Annotated in this window: 23 protein-coding genes; 14 read left to right on the top strand and 9 right to left on the bottom strand. The window is 59.3% G+C overall.

Annotated features, from left to right (window positions below):
* Window positions 1–4: 4 nt before the first annotated feature.
* The 12 genes from cpaB (at window position 5) to N2604_RS33645 (ending at window position 11,382) form a co-directional block, all read left to right on the top strand.
* A complete protein-coding gene (gene cpaB, locus N2604_RS33700) occupies window positions 5–976 on the top strand; it encodes a Flp pilus assembly protein CpaB (protein WP_260372275.1) in 972 nt (323 codons plus the stop codon).
* Window positions 973–2,175 carry an AAA family ATPase gene (locus N2604_RS33695; RefSeq protein WP_260372274.1) on the top strand — a complete coding sequence of 401 codons (1,203 nt, stop codon included), beginning with the start codon at window positions 973–975 and terminating at the stop codon, window positions 2,173–2,175. The genes cpaB and N2604_RS33695 overlap by 4 nt, the downstream gene beginning before the upstream one ends.
* Entirely contained in the window at window positions 2,172–3,554 is a 1,383-nt protein-coding gene (locus N2604_RS33690) for a CpaF family protein (protein WP_260372273.1), read from the top strand. The genes N2604_RS33695 and N2604_RS33690 overlap by 4 nt, the downstream gene beginning before the upstream one ends.
* The gene (locus N2604_RS33685) at window positions 3,551–4,483 is read left to right on the top strand and encodes a type II secretion system F family protein (protein ID WP_260372272.1); all 933 of its coding nucleotides are present in this window, start codon (window positions 3,551–3,553) and stop codon (window positions 4,481–4,483) included. The genes N2604_RS33690 and N2604_RS33685 overlap by 4 nt, the downstream gene beginning before the upstream one ends.
* Window positions 4,480–5,388 (top strand): type II secretion system F family protein, encoded by a 909-nt coding sequence (locus tag N2604_RS33680; RefSeq protein ID WP_260372271.1) that lies wholly within the window; start codon window positions 4,480–4,482, stop codon window positions 5,386–5,388. The genes N2604_RS33685 and N2604_RS33680 overlap by 4 nt, the downstream gene beginning before the upstream one ends.
* 2 nt (window positions 5,389–5,390) lie before the next feature.
* Window positions 5,391–6,038, top strand: coding sequence for an isoprenylcysteine carboxylmethyltransferase family protein (locus N2604_RS33675; RefSeq protein ID WP_260372270.1), 648 nt, complete (start codon window positions 5,391–5,393; stop codon window positions 6,036–6,038).
* A 5-nt stretch (window positions 6,039–6,043) separates the two neighbouring features.
* Complete coding sequence (locus N2604_RS33670) at window positions 6,044–6,478, top strand: hypothetical protein (protein WP_260372269.1); 435 nt, start codon at window positions 6,044–6,046, stop codon at window positions 6,476–6,478.
* A gap of 8 nt (window positions 6,479–6,486) precedes the next feature.
* Window positions 6,487–7,824: a pilus assembly protein TadG-related protein gene (locus N2604_RS33665; protein ID WP_260372268.1), complete on the top strand. Its 1,338-nt coding sequence runs from the start codon at window positions 6,487–6,489 to the stop codon at window positions 7,822–7,824.
* Between the two features lie 5 nt (window positions 7,825–7,829).
* Window positions 7,830–8,240 carry a TadE family protein gene (locus N2604_RS33660; RefSeq protein WP_260372267.1) on the top strand — a complete coding sequence of 137 codons (411 nt, stop codon included), beginning with the start codon at window positions 7,830–7,832 and terminating at the stop codon, window positions 8,238–8,240.
* A 435-nt stretch (window positions 8,241–8,675) separates the two neighbouring features.
* Complete coding sequence (locus N2604_RS33655) at window positions 8,676–10,349, top strand: type II and III secretion system protein family protein (RefSeq protein WP_260372266.1); 1,674 nt, start codon at window positions 8,676–8,678, stop codon at window positions 10,347–10,349.
* Window positions 10,350–10,363: 14 nt separating this feature from the next.
* The gene (locus tag N2604_RS33650) at window positions 10,364–10,762 is read left to right on the top strand and encodes a hypothetical protein (RefSeq protein WP_260372265.1); all 399 of its coding nucleotides are present in this window, start codon (window positions 10,364–10,366) and stop codon (window positions 10,760–10,762) included.
* Window positions 10,763–10,932: 170 nt separating this feature from the next.
* Window positions 10,933–11,382 (top strand): tetratricopeptide repeat protein, encoded by a 450-nt coding sequence (locus tag N2604_RS33645; RefSeq protein ID WP_260372264.1) that lies wholly within the window; start codon window positions 10,933–10,935, stop codon window positions 11,380–11,382.
* A 219-nt stretch (window positions 11,383–11,601) separates the two neighbouring features.
* On the opposite strand, the gene N2604_RS33640 is transcribed toward N2604_RS33645, so the two are convergent.
* The gene (locus N2604_RS33640) at window positions 11,602–11,865 is read right to left on the bottom strand and encodes a hypothetical protein (RefSeq protein ID WP_260372263.1); all 264 of its coding nucleotides are present in this window, start codon (window positions 11,863–11,865) and stop codon (window positions 11,602–11,604) included.
* A 625-nt stretch (window positions 11,866–12,490) separates the two neighbouring features.
* Here N2604_RS33640 and N2604_RS33635 point away from each other — a divergent pair.
* A complete protein-coding gene (locus N2604_RS33635; RefSeq protein ID WP_260372262.1) occupies window positions 12,491–12,769 on the top strand; it encodes a hypothetical protein in 279 nt (92 codons plus the stop codon).
* Between the two features lie 81 nt (window positions 12,770–12,850).
* On the opposite strand, the gene N2604_RS33630 is transcribed toward N2604_RS33635, so the two are convergent.
* Window positions 12,851–13,588, bottom strand: a complete 738-nt coding sequence (locus N2604_RS33630) for a metallophosphoesterase family protein (RefSeq protein ID WP_260372261.1) — start codon at window positions 13,586–13,588, stop codon at window positions 12,851–12,853.
* A 586-nt stretch (window positions 13,589–14,174) separates the two neighbouring features.
* On the opposite strand from N2604_RS33630, the gene N2604_RS33625 reads away from it, so the two are divergent.
* Window positions 14,175–15,602 (top strand): undecaprenyl-phosphate glucose phosphotransferase, encoded by a 1,428-nt coding sequence (locus N2604_RS33625; RefSeq protein WP_260372260.1) that lies wholly within the window; start codon window positions 14,175–14,177, stop codon window positions 15,600–15,602.
* Between the two features lie 656 nt (window positions 15,603–16,258).
* Here the strand turns inward: N2604_RS33625 and N2604_RS33620 are convergent.
* From N2604_RS33620 to N2604_RS33590, 7 genes are all read right to left on the bottom strand, one after another.
* Entirely contained in the window at window positions 16,259–16,930 is a 672-nt protein-coding gene (locus tag N2604_RS33620; protein ID WP_260372259.1) for a hypothetical protein, read from the bottom strand.
* 10 nt (window positions 16,931–16,940) lie between these two features.
* On the bottom strand, window positions 16,941–18,266 hold the full coding sequence (locus tag N2604_RS33615; protein ID WP_260372258.1) for a hypothetical protein: 1,326 nt from the start codon (window positions 18,264–18,266) through the stop codon (window positions 16,941–16,943).
* Between the two features lie 217 nt (window positions 18,267–18,483).
* Window positions 18,484–19,131, bottom strand: a complete 648-nt coding sequence (locus tag N2604_RS33610; protein ID WP_260372257.1) for a hypothetical protein — start codon at window positions 19,129–19,131, stop codon at window positions 18,484–18,486.
* A gap of 68 nt (window positions 19,132–19,199) precedes the next feature.
* On the bottom strand, window positions 19,200–21,614 hold the full coding sequence (locus N2604_RS33605) for a polysaccharide biosynthesis tyrosine autokinase (protein WP_260372256.1): 2,415 nt from the start codon (window positions 21,612–21,614) through the stop codon (window positions 19,200–19,202).
* Window positions 21,615–22,255: 641 nt separating this feature from the next.
* Window positions 22,256–23,239, bottom strand: a complete 984-nt coding sequence (locus N2604_RS33600) for an NAD(P)-dependent oxidoreductase (RefSeq protein ID WP_260372255.1) — start codon at window positions 23,237–23,239, stop codon at window positions 22,256–22,258.
* Window positions 23,240–23,293: 54 nt separating this feature from the next.
* Window positions 23,294–23,575: a hypothetical protein gene (locus tag N2604_RS33595; protein ID WP_260372254.1), complete on the bottom strand. Its 282-nt coding sequence runs from the start codon at window positions 23,573–23,575 to the stop codon at window positions 23,294–23,296.
* 58 nt (window positions 23,576–23,633) lie between these two features.
* Window positions 23,634–23,912: a hypothetical protein gene (locus tag N2604_RS33590; protein ID WP_260372253.1), complete on the bottom strand. Its 279-nt coding sequence runs from the start codon at window positions 23,910–23,912 to the stop codon at window positions 23,634–23,636.
* Window positions 23,913–24,350: the final 438 nt, after the last annotated feature.

The raw sequence follows: 24,350 nt of genomic DNA, 5'->3' as shown, positions 1-24,350 counted from the left end.
TGACATGTCATCCGCGTTGCGCCTCTCAATCATTCTGGTGCTGTTGCTCGCAACCACCGCATTCGGGCTGATCGCCTACAATATGAACCTGCCGAGACAGGTTCCGGTAGCGGTCACCGAGCAGGGGCCGGCGCCTCCTTCGACTGTCGGGTATTTCGTCGCGGCACGTCCGCTGTCGAAAGGTACATTGGCCCGCGAAGAAGATTTCACCGTGCGCTGGGTGGCGCCTGAACGCCTTCCTGCAGGGGCGATTCTAGAAACACCCGAATCGAAGGCTGGGCTTCCCGGCTCTCTGATTCGCAAGTTCGTCGACGCTGGCAGTCCGATCACCTTGCAGGACGTGTTGCGGCCTCGAGATAAGGGATTCCTGGCCAGCGTCTTGGCACCGGATAGCCGCGCAATCAGCATCAAGGTGGACGAGGAGTCCGGCGTGTCGGGGCTGATCAGACCGGGCGATCATGTCGATGTTTTGTTGACCCAGGTGTTCGAGAAGGCGGATCCCGCGCGCCGGGCCTTGAGCGAGACCGTTCTAGGCAACGTTCGAGTCATCGCGATTGATCAGGAAATCATGCAGGGCGGCCGAACCGTAAGCTCGGTGGCCGGCTCGGTGGCGGGCAAGCAAACGCAGACTGTGTCGTTGGAGCTTGCCCCGGATCAGGTGAAGAAGATCACGGTCGCAAGGCAGCTGGGAACGCTTTCCCTCGCGGTACGAGCCGCAGTCGAGCAGTGGGATACGGCGGACACTGGCGCCATGTCCAGCTGCGATGTGTCGCCGGAAATCGCCCGCCAGAATGCGATTGCCGGTCGAACTGCGGCGGTCGTCGTTCATTCTGGTGGTCAGATAAAGCAATACTCCGTCAGGAAACAGGAATCTGCTGACGGCGACACGCTGATCAGCTGCGACGGGTCGGAAGTGTCCCGCCGCGGGGCGACGATGGTGGTTCAGGCAGGCAAGTTGCTGGAGAAACGTCAATGAGCGTCAACATAGCGGCCGTCAGTCCGCCTGAAGAAGCGACGTCTGCCATCGCGCGCAATCGAATCGTCTGCTTCGTAAATGACGAGCTGAGTGCTGCGGCTCTGCGCAAGGGCCTCGAAGGCAGCAACATTTCGATCAAGCGTGGCACGATCCGCAATGCCATACGGATGCTCGAAACGGACACCGAATTATGCGCCTTGGTGACGGACATCAGTGGTATCGATGATCCATTTGCCGAACTGGAGAAGCTGGCCGGCGTCTGTCCGCCGGATGTCCGGGTGGCTCTGATCGGTGAAAGCAGGGAAATCACCTTCTACCGCGCGCTTATGGAGCTCGGCTTGACCGAGTACCTGCCGCGGCCGATCACGCGGGACATGGTGCTGGACCAGCTGCGTCCAAAGCTGCTTGGCGATCGTGCGCCAGGACCGACCGACCGAGGCGGGCATGTGATCTCGATCTGCGGCGCGCAGGGCGGTGCCGGCGCAACGAGCATCGCCATCAATCTCGCGCTGCAACTGGCCGAGACCACCAAGGCCAAGGTCGCGCTGCTCGACCTTCATCTTCAAGGCGGCGAAACAGCCGTGATGTTGGGTGTTCAGCCCGGACCAGGCTTGCGCATCGCCCTGGAGAACCCGATGCGCGCGGACACGTTGTTCCTCGAGCGTGCCGCAATTGCAGTCAACGAGCGAGTTAGCCTGATTTCCGCCGATGAGGAGCTGGATGCTCAGCTCGATATCACCGAAGCGGGCGTGAGGCACGTCCTTGGTCTGCTCCGCCAACGATTCAATTACATTGTTGTCGATGTCCCGGTCCCGTTTCCGCCATCCATCCATCCGGTGATCTCTCTTTCCCGGCACGTGATGGTGCTGTTGGAGGCAGAGGTGACCGGACTGCGCAATGCTCATGCACTGCGGACCGCCGTCACCAACATTGCCGGCAGGGATCGGGTCTTCACCTTGCTGAACCGTGCCAATCGCCCCGGCGGCCTTCCCAGGGCCGCGGTGGTCAAGGCGTTGGGGACAGAGCCTGACATGGTTGTACCCGATCTTGGGAAGGGCATGACCCAGGCGGTCAATCTCGGAATTCCCGCGCTGAAGCACGTATCAGCACTGCGACGCCATCTCGCCCCGATCGTGCGGGAGATCACGGGGCTCGGCGTCGAGCAGAAGGGACGGCTGAGGAGGCTGCTGGGGCTATGAGAAAGTTTGGTAGGCGCGACGAGGAAACGTCGGTTCGGTTGCCTGCATTGACGCCAAGCTTGGCTGCATCGACGCCAAGCGTGCCTGCATCAACGTCAAGGCGCGACGAACCTCCGATTGACCGGCCAGTGATGCCAGCTTCACTGCGCGAACGCGTCATCGAGCAGATTGAGCCATCGGTGGCCGCAACTGTTTCGCGTGATATCCTTCGGCGGCAGATCGAGGAAATCATCCATGGAATCGCCAATGAGGAACGGCTCGAACTGTCGGGTCGCGAGCAGCTTCAACTGGCGGATGAGATTGCGGACGACATGACCGGCTATGGGCCGCTGCGTCCGCTTCTGCTCGATCAGTCAATCAACGACATCATGATCAACGGACCGAGCAACGTTTATGTCGAACGAGCCGGCAAGCTGGAGCGGATCGCGGTGCGCTTCCGCGACAATGATCACATTGCATCGGTGGCCCAGAAAATTGCCGCGCAAGTCGGCCGGCGCATCGATGAATCCAGCCCGATGGTGGATTGCCGTTTGCCCGATGGCAGCCGCGTCAACATCATCTTCCCGCCGCTGTCGATCCACAGCCCCTGCATTTCGATTCGAAAGTTCCCGAGCCGCCGTTTGGATATCGCCGCAATGGTCGAAAACGGCTCGATGACCGCGGCCATCGGACAATTGCTGGAGATCGCCGCCCGGTGTCGGCTCAATGTTCTGGTCTCCGGCGGCACCGGGTCCGGCAAGACGACGCTGCTCAACGCCATGAGCCAGTTCATCGATCACAGCGAACGCGTCGTCACCATCGAGGATGCGGCAGAGTTGCAGCTTCAGCAGCCGCACGTGATCAGCCTGGAGACCCGGCCTCCGAGCCTAGAAGGCACGGGGCAGGTGACACAGCGCGATCTCTTGTGGAATGCGCTGCGCATGCGTCCCGACCGGATCGTCGTGGGCGAGGTGCGCGGCGCTGAAGCGTTCGACATGCTGCAGGCGATGAACACCGGCCATGATGGTTCGATCTCCACGGTCCATGCCAATAGTGCCCGCGATGCCCTGACCCGCATCGAGAACATGGTGCAGATGGGGCAGGTGAATCTGCCGTCGCGAGCCATTCGAACTCAGATCGTCGCTGCGCTGGATCTCATCGTGCAAGTCGAACGCATGCGCGATGGGCAACGTCGCATTGTCCAGATCAGCGAGGTGATGGGGCTGGAATCGGATGTGATCACCACCAATGACATCGCAACCTTCGAATACGAGGAGGAGGATGAGCATGGGCGGATCTCGGGCAGCTACAGGGCCACTCTTGCAGTCCCGAAATTCAAAAGCCGTCTTGTCTATTTCGGGCTCGATCGCGCCTGGGCCGAGGCAGTGAGGCAGATATGATACCTGAGTCCCTGATCGTCGCTGTTCTGGTGCTTGCGATGTGCGCAGCCGCCAGCGCCTTGTGGCTCGACGGCCGGGAGCGACGCATGGACCGCCGGCTGGCGGTCGCTCTACCGGCCTCCCATCCCGCCAGCCTGCCATCGATTCGCCGGGCGGAGACCGGATCCCGGTATCTGCTTCTCCACCGTTTGGCCAATTACAGGCCCGAGATGGTTCACGCCTGGCATCCGGCGTATGTGCTGCTTGCTGCTGCCATCACCGTAGCCGCGATCTTCTACGCCAATCGCCTGCTGGGATTTTCCGTTTTCTACGTGTCTGTCGCGGCTGCAATTGCCGCCGTGGTGGTCGTACGAGGTCTGTTTGGTTGGCAGCAACGTCGCTTCGCGAGTCAACTGTTCCGGCAGCTGCCTGACGCCATTCAGCTGGTGACGAGTACGGTTCGATCGGGTCTGCCTGTGCACGAAGCATTTCGCACCATCGCGCGCGAGATGCCGCAACCGACGTCTGGGCAGTTTGCAATCGTATGCAGCGAAGTGAATCTGGGAAGACCTCCGGAGGAAGCCGTCGAAGCCGTCTATCGGCGAACGCAAGTGGCAGAGTATGCGATGTTCGCGGTGACGCTTGCAGTCCAGTTGAAGTCCGGCGGCAGCTTGGCCGAGACCTTGCAGACGCTGGGCGACACCGTGAGTCAGCGTGTTGCGCTCGCTGCTCGCGCCAAGGCGTTGGCGGGAGAAGTGATCTTTTCCTCGCGAGCACTCACGATATCGCCCCTGATTGCCGGAGCATTGCTGTACGCGGCCAATCCGCAGAATGTCGATCTGCTGTTCACTGATCCGACTGGAAACAAGCTTCTGGCTTACGCGATAGTCTCGGTGCTCGTCGGGCATCTGGTGATAAGTTGGATGGTCAGGCGGGAAACGGAACTATGACTTTTGGTCTCAGTCTGGTGGCCCTCGCAGTCGCAGCCGGGACTGCGGCCTGCATGTTGCTCATCCGCGAACTACATGTCCGTGCATTGGACACGCGGGTCTCAAACGCCGTGATGGGTATCCCTTACCGGTCAGCCCCCTTCAAAGACCTGACCGGTTGGTTTTCATGGCTGGGCATGCGGTATCGGCGCTTTTACGCCGAGGAGAATCTGGAGGAGCTCCGAACGATCCTCCACTCATCTGGTTTCAACCATCATAGAACCTTGCCGATCTGGATCGGCATCAAGGTCGTCAGCATGGTCGCGCTGCCGGTCATTGCGCTGCTTCTGGCGCAACTTTCGGGAAGGGGACCCGCCGACGTGCTGGTCTTCACGCTGATGGGTGTGGTGATCGGAATCTTGGGTCCGCGATTGGCTCTGTCGGTGATGAAGCGGCGCTTTGATGCTGCCATTCGGCTGGGCACGCCCGACATGATCGATTTGCTGATCGTATGCAGCGAGGCGGGAATGGGCCTGGAAAGCGGGCTGGGGCGTGTCGCCGAAGAAATGAAGTCGACCAATCCTGCTATGGCCTGGGTGCTGCACCGTCTTCTTGATGATCTCCGGATACTGCCAAGTCGCGTCGAGGCATTCGAGAACTTGGCGGCCACTTCGGATGGTCTTCGCCGATTCGGCACGATGATCAGCCAGAGCCTGCAATACGGAACGCCGTTGGGCCAGGCGCTACGCAGTATCGCGCTCGACCTGCGGCGGGAACGTATCACCAAGCTGGAAGAAAGGGCGCACAAGTTGGGCGCCAAGCTGACCATTCCGATGGTGCTGTTCCTGCTCCCAGCCATGTTCGTCATCATGGGAGGAAGTCCCGTTCTGCACCTCGTGCGTTCGTTCGCCAGCTTCGGAAAGTAACCATGAGCACAATTGCCCTCTCTAGGAACGGATCTTACGACCGGATCATGCGGCTGCTCGGCAGCACGTGGTTCTTGTTGCTGGCACTTTGCGTCGCCGTCAGAATCGGGGCGTCGCTGACCGATCCATGGCCCTCGCTCTTGTCGAGCTTTTGCCTTGGCATCTTCTACATGCTCCTGGCGTTGTTGATCATGACGCGCTCACCGGCAAAGGCGCATGCAGACGGCCTGCTTCCAAGAATAGCTGCCTTCGTCGGCAGCTATCTGCCTTGGACGATCAGCTTCCTCGGCAAAACCGACGACACGCTGCCCAACCTGGCATCGACGGCCTGCGTGCTGGTCGGCACGATCATGATGCTTGTCACGATCCGACATCTGGGTCGGTCGTTCAGCCTGGTGCCGCAGGCGCGCTCGGTGGTTCAGACCGGCCCGTATCGATGGATCAAGCACCCGCTCTATGTCGCAGAAGAAATCGTGGTGCTGGGCGTCGTGCTGCAATATCTGACACCGGTTACGGTGATCGTACTGGTCCTGCATATAGGCATTCAGGTCTGCCGAATCCTTTACGAAGAAGACCTGCTTCGGCGCAATTGCCCTGAGTATTCGAGTTACGAAGCATCACGTTGGCGAGTGATTCCTTACGTTTGGTGAGCGCTATGCGTGGCCGTAGAGGGTCCTTCATCGCCGATCAGCGCGGCGCCGTCGCGTTCGAGACAGTCATCGTCTACATTTTCATGGTGGCGAGCCTGCTGATGCCGCTCGCCGACGTCGCTGCCGCGGGTTTCCGGTTTATCTCCGCGTGGTCGGCGCTGCGGTCCTTCGGGCAATATGTTCAGTACTATAATCCGCTCGGCCCCGACGGCACGGTGACCTGGAGGTCAGGGCTTCAGACAACGGTTGCAGGTCATGCGATCGGCAACATCCAGGTCTTATGCGGAGACGCCGGTGCTGCCTGCTCGCCGGGCAATATTGCTTCTCCCAAGTACATTACGTTTTCGACGACCGTCACGTTGGCGCCGATTGTGTTGACGTCGGTGCTCTGTCCCAGCAGTTGTACATACACGCTGTCTTACTCAGAGCGCTTCCAGTAGGTGTTTCCATGCGTAATCCGCTCCGTTCCCGACGAGGCTCGGCCGCACTCGCAACCGTCATCGCCCTCGTGCCGCTCATCGGAGTCGTCGCGCTCGGGGTCGAGGCCGGTTCGTGGTACGTCACCCACAAGCACGCACAGAACGCCGCCGACTCGGCAGCCTTCTCGGGCGCCTTGCGACTTTCATGCACGATGGCTGGAGCGGCCTGCGACGTACAATCGGTGGATTATCGTGGGAAGGAATTCGCGGCACAGAACGGGTTTTGCAACTCGAGTCCGAAAGACAGCACGCCTTATCCCGGCAACCAGTGTCCGCCCAGCCTTCCGATCAGAGTCTCGCGAGCCGTGCAGATCGATATCGGCACCTACAGTGCGGGCACGTTCACAACGCCCCCAACAGGTACCGGCAACGCGGTGCGCGCCAGGGTCAGCCAACAGCAACCGGCGTACTTGTCTGCAGTACTGGGTTTGACGACCGTCAGCATTCCCGCCCAAGCTATTGCGCTGGTGCAGCAGCCGACCAAGGCGTGCGTTCTCGCGCTTGGACCTGATTCAGGCGCACTCAAGCTTGCCGGCAGCCTCAGCAACAACGGAACTGGATGCGCGCTGATGTCGGATACGAGTGTCCAACTTGCCAGCACTCCATCTTTCACCGGTTCGGGATGGGCGGTTTATGGCGTCAGTGGCTGCACCCCGTCAGGCACCTGCAGCAGTCTTGGCGTGCCGCACAACTACTTCATGACGTATGCGAGCAATCCGCTCAGTAAACTGGATACGGAATCGTTCAACAGCAGGACTGGCAATACAAACATGCCATGCACCCTTCAGGCGGATGGGTGGAAGCATTGCGCGCCAAATAGCGCGGGGACTGGAGCTTACGGTAGTTTCACGATCCAGAACGGGGACAAGTACGTTTTGGACCCAGGAACTTACTTCTTCTACAAAGCAAATATAAAAATGACCGGCGGAGAACTGAAAGGCACAGGCGTAACCCTCGTCTTGCTCGGAGACTCGCAGCTTACCATCAACGGGGGGACCGTTGATCTCTCTGCACCTGCTACGAACGCGTTCTCTTCTGATCTGAATGGCGTCCTGATCGATGATCAGGCTCCGACCAAGACCAGCAACAAGGTCACCATCAACGGTGGCGGTCAAGTTAGTCTGGGCGGGGCCCTGTATTTCCCCAAGGTCGACGTTAGCTGGGCTGGAACGACTGCCAGCGCCAATACGACCTGTTCGCAGGTGATCGCCAAAACACTCGACATGAGCGGCGGCGCCTACTTGAGCACGGAGGGGTGTGCTCCGTCGACTATCGTCTACACTCAAATGGTCGCTTTGGTGCAATGATGAGAATGCTCGACAATCGCGGCATAGCATCGTTCGAATTCATCCTCGCCTTCGTGTCCCTTTTCATGTTGATCTTCGCCATCTTCGATCTCGGACGCTATGCGATCACGATGCAGTCCTTGCGGACGCTCGCGAGCGCCGGGGCCCGAGCGGTCATGATCAATTGCTACACGCCTGCCATGCTTCAAAGCCCGCCTCAGTCGCCGTCAAGCTGCGCGGGCGATCCCATGTCCACGACCGCAAAGCAGAATGCAGCGCCGTTCCTGTATCGCGGCGGTCTCACGCCGACGCTGAGCGTGGCAGCCAGCGGCAGCAATTTGACCGTGACTGCTTCTCAAGCAGGCTTCACCATGCTGATGCCGATATGGGGTACGACACTCAATGCGCCGAGCGCGTCAACGCAAATTCCCTTTTAGCCCTCCCGAGCATCAGCCCATGAGGCAACCCGACCGCCCAAGGGACGGCGACAATGCCGAGGACGGCTCGGTCCAACCCAATATGGCAGCATACCTTACGCTTTTTGCCCAACGCCGCCTCGCAGCTACGCCGGTCGAGCTGGCGAGCGCGTTGGCATCTCCATCCGTTTCAGCCAGCGACATTCGACAACGGAACCAGAGGAAATGATGCTCGGTGGCAACATTGCAAAGTTTTCTTTGCCACTTGAGGCTGTGAGGTCACCTTCTCTTCTTGCAAGCAGGCAGCATGACGGACGATGATCTTGGAAACGCGAAGTAACGAATTGTAGTTGGACAACTTGTAAGCTCTGCGACGTGGTGCGCAGAGGGGAACTGTCGGGGATATCGAGCGCGTAGATTTGCGGAGATGCCGCGGATCGCAGTGGGGGGACTCGAATGGGTGGCGGTCGCATTTCGGGTAGGATAGGGGGGCTTCTCGCCTTCAGCGTGATGGGGCTTGGCGCTGCGCTCGCCTCCTTTGCGTCCGCTGACCGCGCGACGGCGGCAGACCGGCGGGGCTCCTCCGGCGGCGTCTTCGTCAGCGAAATGAACGACGTCCAGCGGGTCAAGGTGGTCGTCAACAAGTCACGTACCTTCAAGGTCGATACGGCTTTCGCAACTATCGTGGCCGGCTCGCCTGATATTGTGGACGTGAAGTCGCTCAGCGATCACCTGATCTACGTCCAGGGCAAGCAGACCGGCACCACCAATGTCATCCTGCTCGATTCCTCGATGAAGCAGATCGGCATCCTCGACGTCGAAGTCGTGATCGATACCGGCAATCTCCAGCAGAACATCCGCAGCAGCACTGGCGGGAACGGGATCCGCGTCTCGGCTTCCGAGGGCCAGGTGGTGCTTAGCGGAACGGCCGCCGATGCGGTTACAGCCGAGCGGGCCATGGCGATCGCCACCAGCACAGTCGCGAAGGGGGGCACTGTCGTCAACGCGATGAGTGTCGCGGCGCCGCAGCAGGTGATGCTGGAGGTGCGCTTTCTCGAGGTCACCCGGGATGCCGGCCGCAACCTGGGCGTCAATCTGTATGCGGCGAATGCTAATGGCACCAACGTGGGGAATACCGGTCTTGGTTCAACAACGGCCGTCGGGCGGGCACCCATCGGCGGCGTTAATGGTCTTACTAGGGTACCTACCACCGGCAATACTAGCGCACTTAGTCCCAGCAGCACTGCCGTTGGCGCAAATCCAGCGGGCAGTCTTCCGATACTCGGAACGGTAGGAACGCTCTTAGGAACCGCGGGCGGCATAGCTCCGGTCCCTTTCGGAAGCTTATTGACCAGCATCGTCAGAACGAGCAATGGGGGCTCGGTAGACCTGTTGATCTCAGCGCTTGAGACCAAAGGATTGGCGCGCCGGCTGGCCGAGCCGAACTTGACTACGCTTTCCGGCGATGCGGCGCGCTTCCTGGCGGGTGGTGAATTTCCGGTGCCGATACCGAACACGACGGCGAACGGCTTTCCGACCATCACGATCGACTACAAGAAGTTCGGTGTCGAACTGGCCTTTGTGCCCACCGTGCTCTCGCGCGGTGTGATCAATCTTCGTGTCGAGCCGTCGGTCAGCGAGCTTGATTTCGCCAATGCGGTGACGATTCAGGGGACGACAGTTCCGGCGTTGACCCGCCGCGATGCACGCACCACGGTGGAGCTGCGGGACGGCCAGAGCTTTGCGATCGCCGGCTTGCTGCAAACCCGCAACCGTCAGGACGTTTCGCAGTTGCCCTGGATCGGCTCGGTGCCTGTGCTGGGAGCTTTGTTCAGCAGCAAGTCGTACCAGCAGGAGGAAACCGATCTCGTCATCATCGTGACGCCGCGCCTGGTCGCGCCGGCCGCACCCGGTCAGCAATTGGCGTCGCCGCTCGACTCCCGCCTTCCAGCCAACGACGTCGATTTCTTCCTCAATGGCCAGATGGAAGTCCGCAAGCGTTACAATGACTACGTCAACTCCGGCGGCGACGTTAAAGGGCCCTATGGTCACATCATCGCTCCCGAGGTCACTGCGACCATTCCGGCACCGGCCGCTGCGAACCAGCCGGTCGTGAAAACGCTCAACTGAGAAGGAAGCGGGAGATGACCATCAGGTATCTGGCTCTGTTCGCGCCGCTCCTGCTCGGGGGCTGTTACGGGGTCGCCGGTCATGACGAGGTGGACCGCTACTTCCAGCGTTCCGACACCATCACGATGAGTGCCGGCAACGCCAAGGAGGTCAACGCCGTCACCCACACCATCCATCCGTGGCCGCGCAACGTCGGTGATCGCAGGATCGCTTACGACGCCCGGCGCGTGGGTGCCGCCGTAACGCGCTATGGCAACACGAAGCAGCCGGTGGATCAGCTTCCCGACATTGGCGATGCGACGAAACAAATGGGCGTGCGGACTGCCCCAACCCAGAACGTCAACATAGAAGGATTGGGGGCTGGATCGACTGCTGGAGTATCAGTGCCGGTTGGTGGCGCGGCGAATAGGTAACTGGTTTTGGTAAGTAGAATTGGTGGTGATTTTTTTACGAACGGTGCAGTGAGTCTGCTGGGCCGCGCGGGGGACTAAGGTTTATGCGGCGTCTCATTCTAATGCTGACCTGTTGCTGGTTGGGGATAGGCCTTGCGGGGTGCGATCAGACGCTCAGGGAGGCTGCTGTCGTGGCTCCCGTCGAGCCGCCTGGCGGGGACCCCGTGCAGGAGCCGACAGATGTCAAATATTATCCGTCGGACGAGCCGGTACGGCTGGGGCTGGAGCATTTCAACCGCGGCAGTTACGGAATTGCTAATCGCTATTTCAGGGATGCTGTCGAGAAATCGCCGAAGGACGTGACGGCCTGGATTGGACTCGCGGCGAGCTATGATCGGATACGTCGGTTTGATCTGGCTGACCAAGCCTATGCCCGAGCGATCCGGCTCGGCGGCGAAACTGTGCAAGTCCTGAATGACCAGGGATATTCGTACATGCTCCGCGGCAATCTGAGCGCGGCGCGGCGAAAGTTTGAGAAGGCCTATTCGCTCGATCCAGGCAACCCGGTTATCGCGAATAACCTTGAGCTTCTCAACGGCAGCCGGCGCTTCATTGAAAGGCCGCCAAATAATCAGCCGTAAGAAGAACCGATCCCGGATCGGTCGAAGGCCGTCGAGATCGGAGAGCCGTAGCTGACAATCTAATGCATCGGGCCCTGCACTGTGGGCCGCAGCGCATTCAGGTCACCCCATCGGCGCCGCGCCGTTAGCGGGATGGACAAACGAAACCGCCGCCAGCTTTTGCCCACATTGCGGCGGTTCACGATTGAACGAAGCGCGGCTCCGACCGCGCCGGCGCGTCTACCGCACGTACCAATATCCCCACCAGCGCTGGGATACCGGCCGTGCCTGTGCCTTCATGGCCGCGACCTCCTCGGCAGGACGAAGCTGCGGGCCATAGACCGCCGGCGGGTAAACATCATCCCACAGCACAAGCCCGCCCTGGACGGCGGCCGCCCGGTGTGACGGAGCAAGTGCGAGCTCGGCGGCCGGCGCCATGGATGTCGCCAGGGTGAGGCCGAGAGCAGACAGGGCAATGGATGGAATAAGGGGCCGGAAGTTCATTGGATTGAATCCCTCATCAAATGCGATGCGCGATAATGCGACGGGTTCCGGATGGTTGCAAGGGTACGGGCTGGCCGGTTGACGCCCAATTTCCGGTTGCGGGGGCGCATGGTCTCGCCGAGGCGCGTCGGCCCGACCGCGACGGGCCTTGATGCATCGGGCTGCGAGAACGTCTCTTGGATATGTGGTCGCCATATCTAGAGAGTGTTCGATGATCACCGCCGGCCGAGACGAGATCAGGCAGAGGTCGGCAGCTTTGGCACGCACGCGGCATGCATGCAAAGGAGACCGAACCTTGAACATTTTTTCGGCGCCCCCGAGTCCTCTCGAACCATGATGTCGACACACTGCTCACTCTTGATAGGAGACGCACGATCCAGGACGCTCCCATGACTTCTACGTTTGTCTCCGCTTTCATTTTCGGCGCTGGCCTCATTCTCGGATACGCGCTGCGCGCGTGGCGCGTCGAACGAAGAGCTGTGAACTCATCCAGCGGCGCCTCGCGCCGGGCGTCGCGGGCCGCCGCTCCGACCTCGACGTTCGGCCACGCCCGTCGAGCCTTTTAGGCATCGTCCCGTTCGATGGCGGCATCCAGCTTCACACCGAACCGATGGGACATGATGACATGAGTGAGCCCAAGAAGGATGCCCCGCGACGCTATATCGTGGACTGCGCCGGACAGCGCGTGCTGGTCGGTCTGACGATATCGGAAACGATCGAGTTCGAGGCACTGGACAAGCCGGATACCCGTCCCGGCGCCGAGATGCTCGGCGAGGCGGCGCGGGTCCGCGAGGCCAGGCATGGCGAACGTTGGGTGGAGCTCTACGTCAAGCACGAGCGAGCCTGGAGTGACTGGATGGCCCAGACGCGTGCGCGGCGGGAGAGAACGATAGGGCTTAACTAGAAGTTGATTGGAAACGTGCGACCGCCGGCCGTTTCACTTGGAAGCCGTCTCGCGCGTTGGTGGCAGGCGGTTGCCGCGATGTCACACCGCGAGCATGCTGCTTCCCTGGATACTCATCAGCGTGAGATTGCCGGTAGCATAGGCGCCGGTGTCGATGTTGGCGCGATTATTTCGTACATCGGCGCTCCGCACCGGCGTGTGACCGTGCACGACATACTTGCCGAAATGCTTTTTGCTCTCCAAGAACTCCTTGCGAATCCACAAAAGATCGTTCTCCTGCTGTTCGGATAGCGGCACGCCCGGTCGAACGCCCGCATGCACGAAGAAAAAATCCCCGCACGTGAAGCTCAGCCGCAGATTGTCCAGGAATTCCAGATGCTCAGTCGGCATTGCGCGAATCAAATCACGCAAGATCGATGTCGGCTCGTCGCGCTTCAGATCCGGCGGGGCGAGCCCGTAAGAGATCAATGTCTGGGTCCCTCCGACGGCAATCCAGTCCTCGAACAGTGAAGGGTCTTCGAACACGCTTACCAGAAATGCCTCGTGATTACCCTTGAGGAAGACCGCATTGCCCCGGTTGCTCCGCTCGACCAGGATGTCGAGGGTGGCGCGCGTATCCGGGCCGCGATCGATGTAATCGCCCATGAAAACCTCGATCGCATAGCACGGGCGACTGCGAGCAACGTCGGCGTCGATCACCCGCAACATCGGCTGGAGCAGATGCGCACAGCCGTGAATATCCGAGATCGCATAGATGCGAACTCCCTCCGGCAGGTGCGGCTTGTGGATGGACCGACGTCGTCGGGCGAAAGATATCATGGCGCACAATCGATCAGGTGGTCGAGATTTCCCCAAGTCCGGCACCTGAGCACTCCCCATCTGATGCGAACAATGTGCAGTGGATGAGTAGCGTCCTCGTTCTCCGGCTTGATCACGCCAAAAGAAGGGCGGAACTTGGTGCCTTTCCTGTCGCGACGGGTTCCAAGAAGACCGGTCCGCCGAAATTGCAGCGCTGAGCTGCATAGCGCGGCAAAGATGCATGCCTCAGTGCAAATTTCGTGAAGCATCCGCAGGTAGAACATCCATGTTCCCGCAAGTGTCTCGCGCTCTTCGCGGCAGGATTGGCCTCAAAGATGAGCGAAGACGCGCTCGCGTGGCTGCAAAGCATCATTACAATATGGAACTTGATTCCAAATACGGCAGCCCGTCGCTGATATGTGAGCACTGTGACGAGATTTTCAGCGCGTCGATTTGTCGATCCGCATTTCGACGCGACACGTCATTCGTGCATCGCAAAAGTTTTGCATGCAGTGCCACAATGTCGCTGCGATCACTTAACACCCTTCGTTCGGGAAGCGGTAAATCCACAATGACCGCCAGGCACTCTCCACACGTAGAGGATCGAATGGTTGTTGCCACTTATAGCTCTGATAGCACGTATGTGTCCTCCGCACGGGGCACGGCTCTTCAGAAGCCTTTTCAGCTCCTCGTCATCGCAGCCGACGTTTTGCTGATCTTGCTCTGCTACGCGCTGGCGTCGGAACTCTATAAGGTCGCCACGCCGTCATCTGGAGACGGAGCGCCCATTGGTGCCGGACTGATCGTCAGCGCACTGTTCGTTGCAATTGCCTATTTTCAGGGTGTGTATGCAACGCACCGCTTGCTTAGTCTGGTCTGGCAATTGCGCAAAGCGGTGATCATCTGGCTGGTATCACTGACACTCCTTGCGGTTGCTGCGTTTCTATTGAAATCGTCGGACAATCTGTCCCGCGGCACGTTCCTCATCTTCACCGGAGTCGGCGGCATTGGGTTGCTCAGCCTGCGCTTCGCGTGGCAGTGGGTGCTCGGCACGAGCTTTGCCAAGGGTCGATTGGTCGATCGCAAGGTTGCCCTGCTCAGCCTGAAGCCGCTTGATTTCACCTCGAGCCGTTTCAAGGACCTGCGCAAGAACGGATTCGACGTGGTTTGCCATTTCGTGCTTCCCGCCAACAGCCATGGGACCGGCTGGGAGAGGCAAATCCGCGACGTCATTCTCCAATCCCGTGCAGCAGATGTCGAGGAGTACCTGTTGGCGGTTGATTGGAACGAGCTGCCATTGTTGCAGCAACTCGAACTGCACTTGCGCGCTGTACCACAGCCGATCCGTCTCCTGCCGGATAATTCGATCGCTGATCTGGTATCGCGCCCGTTTTTGCCGGTCAGCGGCACGGTGGCAATCGAGATTCAGCGACCACCGCTCAGCGTGTTTGAACGTCTCCAGAAGCGCTGCCTCGACATCGGTCTGGCGTTGTTTTCGCTAGTGGCCCTGGCGCCGGTGCTGATCACCGTCTCCATTCTGATCAAGCTGGATTCGCCTGGGCGCGTGATCTTTCGGCAGTCGCGCCGCGGCTTCAACGGCAAGCCGTTTGACATCTGGAAATTTCGCAGCATGTACGTGTGCGAAAATGGTCATTCGATTGCTCAGGCAACCAAGAGGGACGCACGCGTCACGAGGATTGGGCGCTTCCTCCGGATGACCAGCATTGACGAGTTGCCCCAGCTCTGGAACGTGCTGCGCGGCGACATGTCGTTGGTCGGACCGCGCCCACATGCGCTTGCCCACGACAACTATTACGACGAGATCATCAGCAATTACGTATACCGCCACCACATGAAGCCGGGCCTCACAGGCTGGGCTCAGGTTAACGGTTTCCGGGGCGAAACGCCGACCATCGACCTGATGGAAAAGCGGGTAGAATATGACGTTTGGTATGTAAGGAATTGGAGCATTTGGCTCGACCTGAAAATCATGGCGCGCACGGCAGCTACCGTCATTTCCCAGGAGGCGTACTAGATCAGCGCACGTGGCCGTGGTGGCGCGGCGCAGACTCATAGCGCTGAGCTAGATGCGGATTGAGGCGAGAGTCTTAGGTCTTATGCCTACGCATCCTGTTCCAGAGCCGCACGACGGCCTCCCGTAGCCGGGGCATCAGGACAAAAATGACTCCCGTTGCGAGTGATCCGAGAGCGTGGCGAAGGGAGAATTGTTCGTTGTGATCGAACTGGTCTTGATGCTTTTCGATCGGGGCCGGCGCAAGGATCCTTCCTGACCTGTTGAGCCGCGATCGCGACCCGCGGGCAGGAACCACGATGAGCACGAATAAAACGTTGAGCAGCAGCCAGATGCTTAATATGGCAAGTACCGTCATCCAGTCCCACCGAAATGCAAGTTCAAGTATGGGGTTAGATTAACCCTCGGAACCTCAAAAGGGAAGGGTGCAAAACCGCGTGGGGTGTCGGCCGGCGCCTTCCAGCCGACGAGCTCCCGAGATACTCGATCTCGATCTCACGCGTGCCTCCGTCAATCCGTGCAAAATCCGCTACGATAATGGTCGTCGTTTGTGGACTCCGTACGACTACGGTCGGCGCTGGAACCATGGATCGCGCGAGCGCAAAGTCGCAGGAAGCGCCCTGCGCAGGATCGCTCGGCGTTCGAGGCGAAGCGGATGTTCAACTGCGCAGTGTCGCCAGGAAGGACGGGTCGATCGATTCAACTGCATCTTCCAGGAAAGCCTTGCCCAGAATTGATGCCCTACGATAAGCGGACACGAGTGTCGATCTCGACCCAGGTCGGCGCATCAGGATGAGCCGAACGTCATTGCGTACGAGGTCCTTGACATCGGGAAGGGCGAGTGCGTCGAAACGGGTAGCAATGCTGACCCGCGTCGGCATCAATCGTGCGTCGTTTGGTGCGACGAAATATGCCATCTTCAGGGCCTCGGCCACGACCGGATCGTGCGGGTCGCGCTGGACCTGAAGTAGCGCTAGCGCCAGCCATAGTTCAGGATTGTAAGGAGAGGTCGACAGCGTCCGCGGGACCCGGCTGAGAGCGTCGGTACGCGCTATTGATCGCAGGATCGTGGACCTTTGCTGACCGGACTCAATTGTCTGCAGCGCGCCGAAGAAGGCATGGTTGTGCTCCAGCTCCAATCCAAACGGCGAGCGCGTTCCCAACAATGAAGGCGCGTCTCCAGTCCATCGCGCCCCAATCTCGGCCGCATCTGCGGGAAATGTTGTCCGCCCCAGCGCCGTCACCTCCGCTACGGCCGACACAATCGCATAGGATCCGACCGTCACGGCCAACGCCATCAAGAGAATGCGAAAGATGCCCGATGAACTCATTTTCGATGCATTAGTTCAATGTAACAGCCGTGCCGCCGCCTGGTTGGGCGCCGCTGGTCCGTCCCATCGATTGCGCGAGTCCAACTCCGACCATCACCGCCACGATCGCTTGAATGGTGGGATTTGAGAGGCTTGAATCAAGAAAGCTCTCGCACAGAACAACGACCACGGCGGCGGCCGCGGCGGCCGCAAAAAAGGAATCGCGTCCTCGCCGAACGGCGCCGCGAAAGCTAACGAGGAAGAACTGGGCGGCGAAGACTGCCAGGATGGCGCTCGCCAATCTTCCCGCCTCGACAGCCATCAAGACTGCGGTGGAGGGAGGGTCCGCCAGCGCAGCGCCGAACTCCTGATAGGCTCTCGAAGTCAGCCTAAAGGTTCCGAGACCATTCCCCCACATCGGTGCATCAGAGAGCAGGTGCTTTGCTGGCGAAGCTGCTTCCGGGGGGAGGCTGACGAATCCAAGGAGGCCCAAGCCTCCGGATAGAGAGTGCGGCACAGCCATCGCGCTGGTCATTGCTGCAAGGACAAAGAGCAATAGCGCCGAAGGCCAAGACCGAAATCCCAAGCGCCGGACAGCGGCTATGAACACGAGGACCATCAATCCGCAGCCAGTAACCACCACTAATTTGTGTTGTTTGAGGGCCGCAAGTGCGGCCAATGCGACTGCAATGCCTAATAGGCCACAGAAAACGCCGACCCACAGTCGGGGTGAGGCCAGATTGTGGATGTTCTGCTGGTGCAGGTGGCGTTCGAGTGCCCGGGCGACGAGCGCGCCATTTGTCAATATCGCAAGAGCGGCTGCTGCCGGAAACAGATTCCTCGCGCCTGTCGAGGGAATAATTCCGGCGAATGAATCGAGCCGGCCAAGTAGGAACTCGAATGATATGAAGGTCGTCACTGCGCTCAAGACGAACAGAATCGTCTCGGCCGTACGACGATCCCTGGTGATGATGACGGTCGACACCAGGAGCGACACATTAACCAGATAGAGGAACAGGCTTTGCAACGTTGCGCCGGGATCAACGCTGATGCGCCCCGGCAGCGATGGCTGATTCAATGCGATCGAAGTCGCGGACCAGATCGGGTTCGCCAGCGAAGAAGCAGATAGCGGAAAGATTTGCAACGCCATCCAGACGACCGGAAGCAAGATTATAAGGAGAAATTGCTTCAGCAACTGCGCGGCCGATGCGATTTGCGCCTCCGGACCTCTTATTGCCATGGCCATCATCATCGCAGCAGCAAGTGAAATCACATGCTGTGCGAAAGAGCCGCTTGTGATGGCCAAGATCGGAGTCGCGGCCACCAATGCAATCAAAAGCCAGGAAGCGATGAGCAACCGAGGAACCGTGAGATGTGGGAGCGGGAATGGAGTGCAGCATTGCACAAGCGGGACACCGATTCGTGTTGCATAGCCGAGCATGCAACATCACCGTCGTCTCGGTGATGGATGGCCGGATAGTTGCCACTATGACGCATCATCACAACGCATCTTGCCAACTGGTCACATGCAATCGATTTGCGGGATTCGCCCGGCATGACAGTTCCGTGACCGGCTAAAACTGTCGAGCATAACAGTACTGCGACAAGTAACGCAGAGCCGTCGCCAGTCCGGCCATCGGCACCGCGCCGTGGATCGCGCTCGGTGTGGTCCCAATTTCAACAACAAGCTCGTTTGCGGTTTGCCAGTCGCTTGCAGCAAGCTTCGAGGCGTCGGCGGGTAGTAGGAGCGACACGCCGCCCTGGACCACGGATGTCTGGAACTCCGCGCGCTTCTCTCCTGCTATGAGGGTTACGTTCGGTCGTGCCGAGCGCGACAGTGGCTCGAGTACAATGAGGACAATTTCGAGGCCACCCTTCCCGCATTGCAAGCTCAGTCCAGCAAGGCGCGTATCCGACTTGGCACTATCGACGACATGCATCACCGAAATGGCATCGGCTCCGCCGTCGGGATTTTTGCTCTTCACCAGTCGCCATCCGCCCTCAAGCTGTGTCGATTGGCTGCCGGACTCGATCTGCTTGAACGCCTCTTCGTCGCAACGTCGACGCTGCTCGGCGCTGATGCCAGACCCGCAGTTCAGAATGCCCGGACGCACGGGCTCGGCTCGGCCGGGAGCCGCCGTCATCACGAGACCAGCACCGAGCAGAACTGAGTGCGCCATCAGAAGCGCTGACCTAACATGCGCTAGCGCCAAATCATTCATGTTTGCATCCAAGGGCCCTGCCAAAAGTCCTGCAAGCGCTGCCCACCGCTCCGGACAAGCATCTGTCGTCAATCGACGTAGCCATACCTCTTGTAGTATCGATTGCGATAGTAGGCTGCGCCGTACGTATCGTAGCGGCTCATCACCGACACGTTCACCTTGTTAAGAACCGCACCGAGCATCCGCTCGCGCACAACCGGGGTTTCGCCCAGCACGCGCTCGACGATATCGATTTTCGACTTCGCCCATTCGATGACGAGGATATAGGAATCAGCCAGGCCCCTGGTCGCCCGAACGTCGACCACCGGCGCCAGCGGGCTAAGATCGAGGACGATGCGATCAAAGTGCTGCCGTAGTTGCTGGAACAGGTCTTCCATCTGTTGCGAGGCCAGCAGGTCGCTCGAATTCGAGAAGCGGGATGTGATGGCACAAGGAAGAAAATGTAGATTTGTCTGCGGGTCGATCCAGACCACGTTCCGCCAGTCGGCTTGACCGATGACGACATGGATCAAGCCCTCCTGCGCAGCCGGCGTAAGCCTTGCGGTGAGGCTTGGGTTGCGGATGTCGCCATCGATCAGCAGCGTACGGCACCCGCTTTGCGCTAAGGTCTGGGCCAGCGCTTCGCTGACGGTTGACTTTCCCTCGTTCGGAAGAGCGGAGGTAATCCCCAGGACCTTGTTGGACCCTGCACCGAAATTCGCAAAATCGCTGGCTAGCTTGATCGACCGAAATCCCTCTGCGAAGCGTGAAAACGGGGCATTGATCACGTGCCGCCCGACGCTATCCTCAATTGAAAGCAGACGGCCGTGATGCAACTGCTGGTGGCTGAACCCGGGCGCGGCCCCGTGGAGTGGCAACGTCGTGCCGGATCCCCCGTGACTCGGTGAGGCCCGCTGCGGTTTGAGCTTGTCGCGTTTGGCGAATCGCCAGGTTGCTTTGCCCGATTGAGCGGAACTCGCCTTAATGGCACCCTGTTCTATTACTGGAATTGAAGCGAGACAGCGGGTATCCACGAACTGCTCGACCTGCGAAACGGTACGGAAGACGCGATCCATCATATCAAGCAGAATTGCGACGAGAGCTGCGAGAATCGACCCGCCCACGATCGCCGCAAGCAGGATGAGTGTCGTTCTTGGCGACGTCTTGTTGGGAAGAGTCGACGCGGCCTGGCTGATCACCCTCGCTTCAGTAATGGGGAACGACTGCTGCTGAACCGAGACCATGTACAGTTGTAGGAAGTTGTCAGACAATGCGCGGGCGCTCTGAGCGTTGCTTTCCAGATCTCTCAGGATGATCTGGGCCTGGCTCGTATTATTCGAGACCGCGATCGTATCGTTCAAGCTCTTCTGGCTGGACTCTTCGCGCGCCTTGGCAATTTCAAGGTCACTCTTGTAGACCTCGGCCGTGCGTCGCAGTTCGTCAATGATCGAGCGTCGGATTTCACGCATCTGGTTGCGTAAATTGACAACCGCCAAATGTGTCGATCCATACCGGTTCGACCAATCGGCCTGCTTGGCCGCGTACTCGAGATAGGTCTGGCGCAATTTGGTGATGACCGGGTTCGCCATCGTCTCGCTCACCGTCGCCAGGTCATTCAGAATGACCTTGGAATCGTCGCTGTCCGCATTCAAGATCGCGGTGATACGTTCGAGCTTGGCTTGTGCCTCCGCACGCTGGCTACGCGCGGCCGTCAGCGAAGTGTTGATTTCAGCGAGTTGCTGCTCGGTGAGCAGTCGCCCGCCGGCGTCCACGATGTTGTTCTTGGCCTTGAAATCCGCAACGGTACGTTCAGCGGAAGACGCCTGCGATCGCAGTTCCTTCAATCGGTCCTGCAGCCATACCGCCGCCCGTCTCGAGGCCTGATATTTCGATTCCAACGAGTCCACGATATAGCCGTCGGCGACCGCATTGGCGATCCGCGCTGCTAGCTCCTGCGATAATGCCTGAAAGGAGATCTCGATAACATAGCTCACGCCGACGCGCTTGATGCTGAGGCCGCTCGCAAAGCGGGCGAGTGCCGCGCGCAGTATTTGCTCCTCCGTGGGCGGGGTCGGCTCGGAGAATATTCCGGTAATCGCGGTACTTATGCTGCTGAGCAATCCGCCACCGTCGCTCATGAAGTCTGATGAGTCCGCAAGTTTCAGGTCCTTGATGACTTTGGAGGCGATCGCTTCGGACTTGAGAAGTTCGACCTGACTGTCGACCATCGCCGAGTCGATCGGGTTGTCTGCGCCGCTCGCGGGCGCTTGCGTCTGCAGGCCCTGCATCTTGCGGCTGTCGATCATCAGGATGGCCGTTCCGGTATATCGCTTCGGGGCCGTGAACACGTAAACGCCGGCAAGACAGATGCACAGGAGCAGCGTGAAAATCATCACTGGATACTGGCGGCTCACCAGCGCAAGCGCAGAGGAGACGGTCTGCTCCAGCGATGGAGTCTCTGGCGCAGCGGTTTCAATCTCGCGAGATGTGATCTTTTGAAGCATCCGGCCCGCCTACCTAAATCTCTGTGAATGCGGCATCAGGCTGGCCTTGCCGCCGCGCTGAATTCGTGAATTGCAAATTGCCGCGTAGAAGTTGCACGTTGGCAGAATTCGACATGCCGGCTGCGTGATCGAGATCGCGACTCTCGAGAGTTGACCATTCCCATCGAAGCCTCGGCGAAACACCTAGTCGGATCGTTCGGCACGTTGTTGTCAGAGAAAGTTTCGGCAACGCTGCTGGGCCATTGTCGGTGCCGCTCGCCGTAAAATCGTCATAATGCCATCTCCGTCAACTTTGCCAAAAAAAGCGACTTTCTAGACCTGCGCAATTTACGCCGCCTGAGAAGATCATTGTTCGCCCACGAATTGGGCAGGTTGCCGGGAATCCCGCGTGCCGACCCGGTGGAACAGCGCCCGACCGGCCGCGAATTCTGCGATGCAATATCGGCCTGAGTGTGACGGACGAGCATGGGGATCGAGCAACTGCCACAGGCCAGGCGATCACGCTATCGCGGTTACGACCGAGCACGATACGCCGGAACGCAACCAGTCTGGTCTCAGCGCATCCGCTATGGTGGCGAGGGTCGGCCTTGGAGTTCCAACCGATGAATCTCCGCTCGATTGGGCACATCAAGCACGAGACCTCAATCAAAATCCTTGATGGAGGATTCCCGATTCCAATCCACCAGCGAGCTTGCGAGATCGTAGTCGAACTTGAACCCGCTTGCGATCAGGTGCTTCGGCAGAATGTTCGTAGAAAACCACAACTTCTTGATCCGATCGCGATTGATGCCGGTCTTGATCCCGACAGCCTGCAGCACCTCGAATGGAAGCACGGCGAGATTCATGAGCCACACCGGGATCGTCATTGTCGGCGTGGGGTATTTGGCAGCTTGCGAGAAGGCGGAGCAAATCTCGCTGATGGTGTAACGGTGTTCATAGCAGAAATTGTAGATCGACAGGCTGTCGTTGCGAGAGGCCATGAAGAGCATCGATGAGACCAGGTCCTTTACGTAGCCGCACGACTTGATGGTGTCGGTTCGGCCGGGATAGACGAAGGCCCGCCTCTCGAGAAGCCTCGACAATCGCGTGAAATTGCCTCGCTCGTAGCGCCCATAGATGACGGCGGGGCGCACGATGGTCAGCCGCCTGTCCGGGTCCTCGGACTGCCACAGACGATGGATTGCTTCGGCCGAGAGTTTGGAACGTCCATAGGCACTGACCGGGACCGGCGTCGCATCTTCGGTAAGTGGGGTCTCCGTCGGACCGTAGACCGATATCGAACTGGTAAAGACGATATTCCGGCTGCCAGTTTCTTTCGCAAATCGGCAGACGTGCACCGCACCTAGCACGTTTGTGTAATAATAGTCTCCGTCCGGATGACCCGGGGTGACATGGACCGCGGCCAGGTTGAAGATGTCGGAAGGCACCCCGCCGCCGAGCTTCGGCTCGATTGGCTCACGGACATCGTGATGGACATATTCGACGCCTTCGACATGAGCCCTGGGCTTCCCGATATCCACTGAGACGATCCGGTCGTAGCGGCCGGAAGCGAGCATCCGCGTCATCAGATGTGTACCGATGAAGCCTGCGCCTCCGAATACAATAGCCTGGGTGGGATGGGACATGTGCGCGAGGGTCAACGTGAGTGAACGTGGTGAATCTACTGCGACGAACTTCGGTCAAGGCTTGCTGGTGATCGAGCGTGCGCATTGGAAAAACTGCACGCCCCCTCGTTGCAAGAGTTGTGCCTGCCGGACAAGGGATCGCTTGAGGCGCAGCACGCCCGCTCGCGCCCGCCAGCGTTTTCGCTGCTGGATATCAATGAAGCGGGCAAATCGGGGCAGCAATTGGCTAGTCGTGCGTTTTTGATACGGCGATAACAAGATCGTTATAGGCAGCACGTGCGAACGCGGAGTCATCAGTTCCATCTTGGCGATCCCGAATGCGGTGGCTTGGTTCAAGCGGCAACGCCCACATGTCTTGTGAGCGTTCAACCAGAGGATGTTCGTCTGAATGACGTCAATAGAGCTCGCGATACTCAAATTGAAAGCTCGTCGATCCGGCCGCAATCCCCAGTACGCGTTGCAACTTCTGGTAGCCCGCGAGCGGAACGACAATGCAATCGGAACTTCCCGCGTAGCAAACCCGAACCCTGATCGATTGACCGCAAATGTTTTGAACCAGCACAATCTGCTCGATGATCTTGGGGTTGTTGGCTTGTGGATGCGTCAACGGGTTGACTGATATACAAAGCTTTCCGTCCACTGTCGTGTGATTTGGCGCGAAAGTACCTTCCATCGGTCGAATCGAACTCGAAGGCCGAGTCGAAATGCCGGAGCCGCCATACATCGGAGGAGATGTACGGCCGAAGCCGGAAGTTTGAGCATCGGCCGTCGTTGCGAGGAGCGATGCAGCGATCGCTGCACATATCGCCACATAACCGTCTGAGCGCCTAGATCGGTTATCGTGCATCTTCACTGCTCTGCACATCCATGATGGTTGGGGCCAGCTCTCGAAACAAGCCGCAATTGTTGGCGGCAGGATAGAGTTGCAGTTGCGGCAACAGAATGACAGGTGAAATGGTTCCCGAGCTTGCAGGGGGAGAATTGCCTCTTCCTTGCGCTTGAAAACACGTGCTAGAGGCTGCACGTTCGGGGATTGGATGACGTCCGTCGACTGTGATGTTCTGTCGACCGTCGTGCGACCTACTTACAACGAGAGTATTCTAGGCGGGCG

The organism is Bradyrhizobium sp. CB1015 (genome assembly GCF_025200925.1).
Taxonomy (GTDB): Bacteria; Pseudomonadota; Alphaproteobacteria; order Rhizobiales; family Xanthobacteraceae; genus Bradyrhizobium.
This window is presented reverse-complemented; position numbering and strand designations above follow the sequence as displayed.

Excerpts from the sequence above, each read along its gene's own strand:
- N2604_RS33640 (WP_260372263.1), bottom strand. The coding sequence starts at position 11,865 with ATGAACTTCCGGCCCCTTATTCCATCCATTGCCCTGTCTGCTCTCGGC.
- cpaB (WP_260372275.1), top strand. The coding sequence starts at position 5 with ATGTCATCCGCGTTGCGCCTCTCAATCATTCTGGTGCTGTTGCTCGCA.
- N2604_RS33590 (WP_260372253.1), bottom strand. The coding sequence starts at position 23,912 with ATGGAAGGTACTTTCGCGCCAAATCACACGACAGTGGACGGAAAGCTT.
- N2604_RS33620 (WP_260372259.1), bottom strand. The coding sequence starts at position 16,930 with ATGAGTTCATCGGGCATCTTTCGCATTCTCTTGATGGCGTTGGCCGTG.
- N2604_RS33655 (WP_260372266.1), top strand. The coding sequence starts at position 8,676 with ATGGGTGGCGGTCGCATTTCGGGTAGGATAGGGGGGCTTCTCGCCTTC.
- N2604_RS33605 (WP_260372256.1), bottom strand. The coding sequence starts at position 21,614 with ATGCTTCAAAAGATCACATCTCGCGAGATTGAAACCGCTGCGCCAGAG.
- N2604_RS33690 (WP_260372273.1), top strand. The coding sequence starts at position 2,172 with ATGAGAAAGTTTGGTAGGCGCGACGAGGAAACGTCGGTTCGGTTGCCT.
- N2604_RS33665 (WP_260372268.1), top strand. The coding sequence starts at position 6,487 with ATGCGTAATCCGCTCCGTTCCCGACGAGGCTCGGCCGCACTCGCAACC.
- N2604_RS33650 (WP_260372265.1), top strand. The coding sequence starts at position 10,364 with ATGACCATCAGGTATCTGGCTCTGTTCGCGCCGCTCCTGCTCGGGGGC.
- N2604_RS33685 (WP_260372272.1), top strand. The coding sequence starts at position 3,551 with ATGATACCTGAGTCCCTGATCGTCGCTGTTCTGGTGCTTGCGATGTGC.
- N2604_RS33610 (WP_260372257.1), bottom strand. The coding sequence starts at position 19,131 with ATGAATGATTTGGCGCTAGCGCATGTTAGGTCAGCGCTTCTGATGGCG.
- N2604_RS33660 (WP_260372267.1), top strand. The coding sequence starts at position 7,830 with ATGCTCGACAATCGCGGCATAGCATCGTTCGAATTCATCCTCGCCTTC.
- N2604_RS33630 (WP_260372261.1), bottom strand. The coding sequence starts at position 13,588 with ATGATATCTTTCGCCCGACGACGTCGGTCCATCCACAAGCCGCACCTG.
- N2604_RS33600 (WP_260372255.1), bottom strand. The coding sequence starts at position 23,239 with ATGTCCCATCCCACCCAGGCTATTGTATTCGGAGGCGCAGGCTTCATC.
- N2604_RS33680 (WP_260372271.1), top strand. The coding sequence starts at position 4,480 with ATGACTTTTGGTCTCAGTCTGGTGGCCCTCGCAGTCGCAGCCGGGACT.
- N2604_RS33625 (WP_260372260.1), top strand. The coding sequence starts at position 14,175 with ATGGTTGTTGCCACTTATAGCTCTGATAGCACGTATGTGTCCTCCGCA.
- N2604_RS33635 (WP_260372262.1), top strand. The coding sequence starts at position 12,491 with ATGAGTGAGCCCAAGAAGGATGCCCCGCGACGCTATATCGTGGACTGC.
- N2604_RS33670 (WP_260372269.1), top strand. The coding sequence starts at position 6,044 with ATGCGTGGCCGTAGAGGGTCCTTCATCGCCGATCAGCGCGGCGCCGTC.
- N2604_RS33695 (WP_260372274.1), top strand. The coding sequence starts at position 973 with ATGAGCGTCAACATAGCGGCCGTCAGTCCGCCTGAAGAAGCGACGTCT.
- N2604_RS33675 (WP_260372270.1), top strand. The coding sequence starts at position 5,391 with ATGAGCACAATTGCCCTCTCTAGGAACGGATCTTACGACCGGATCATG.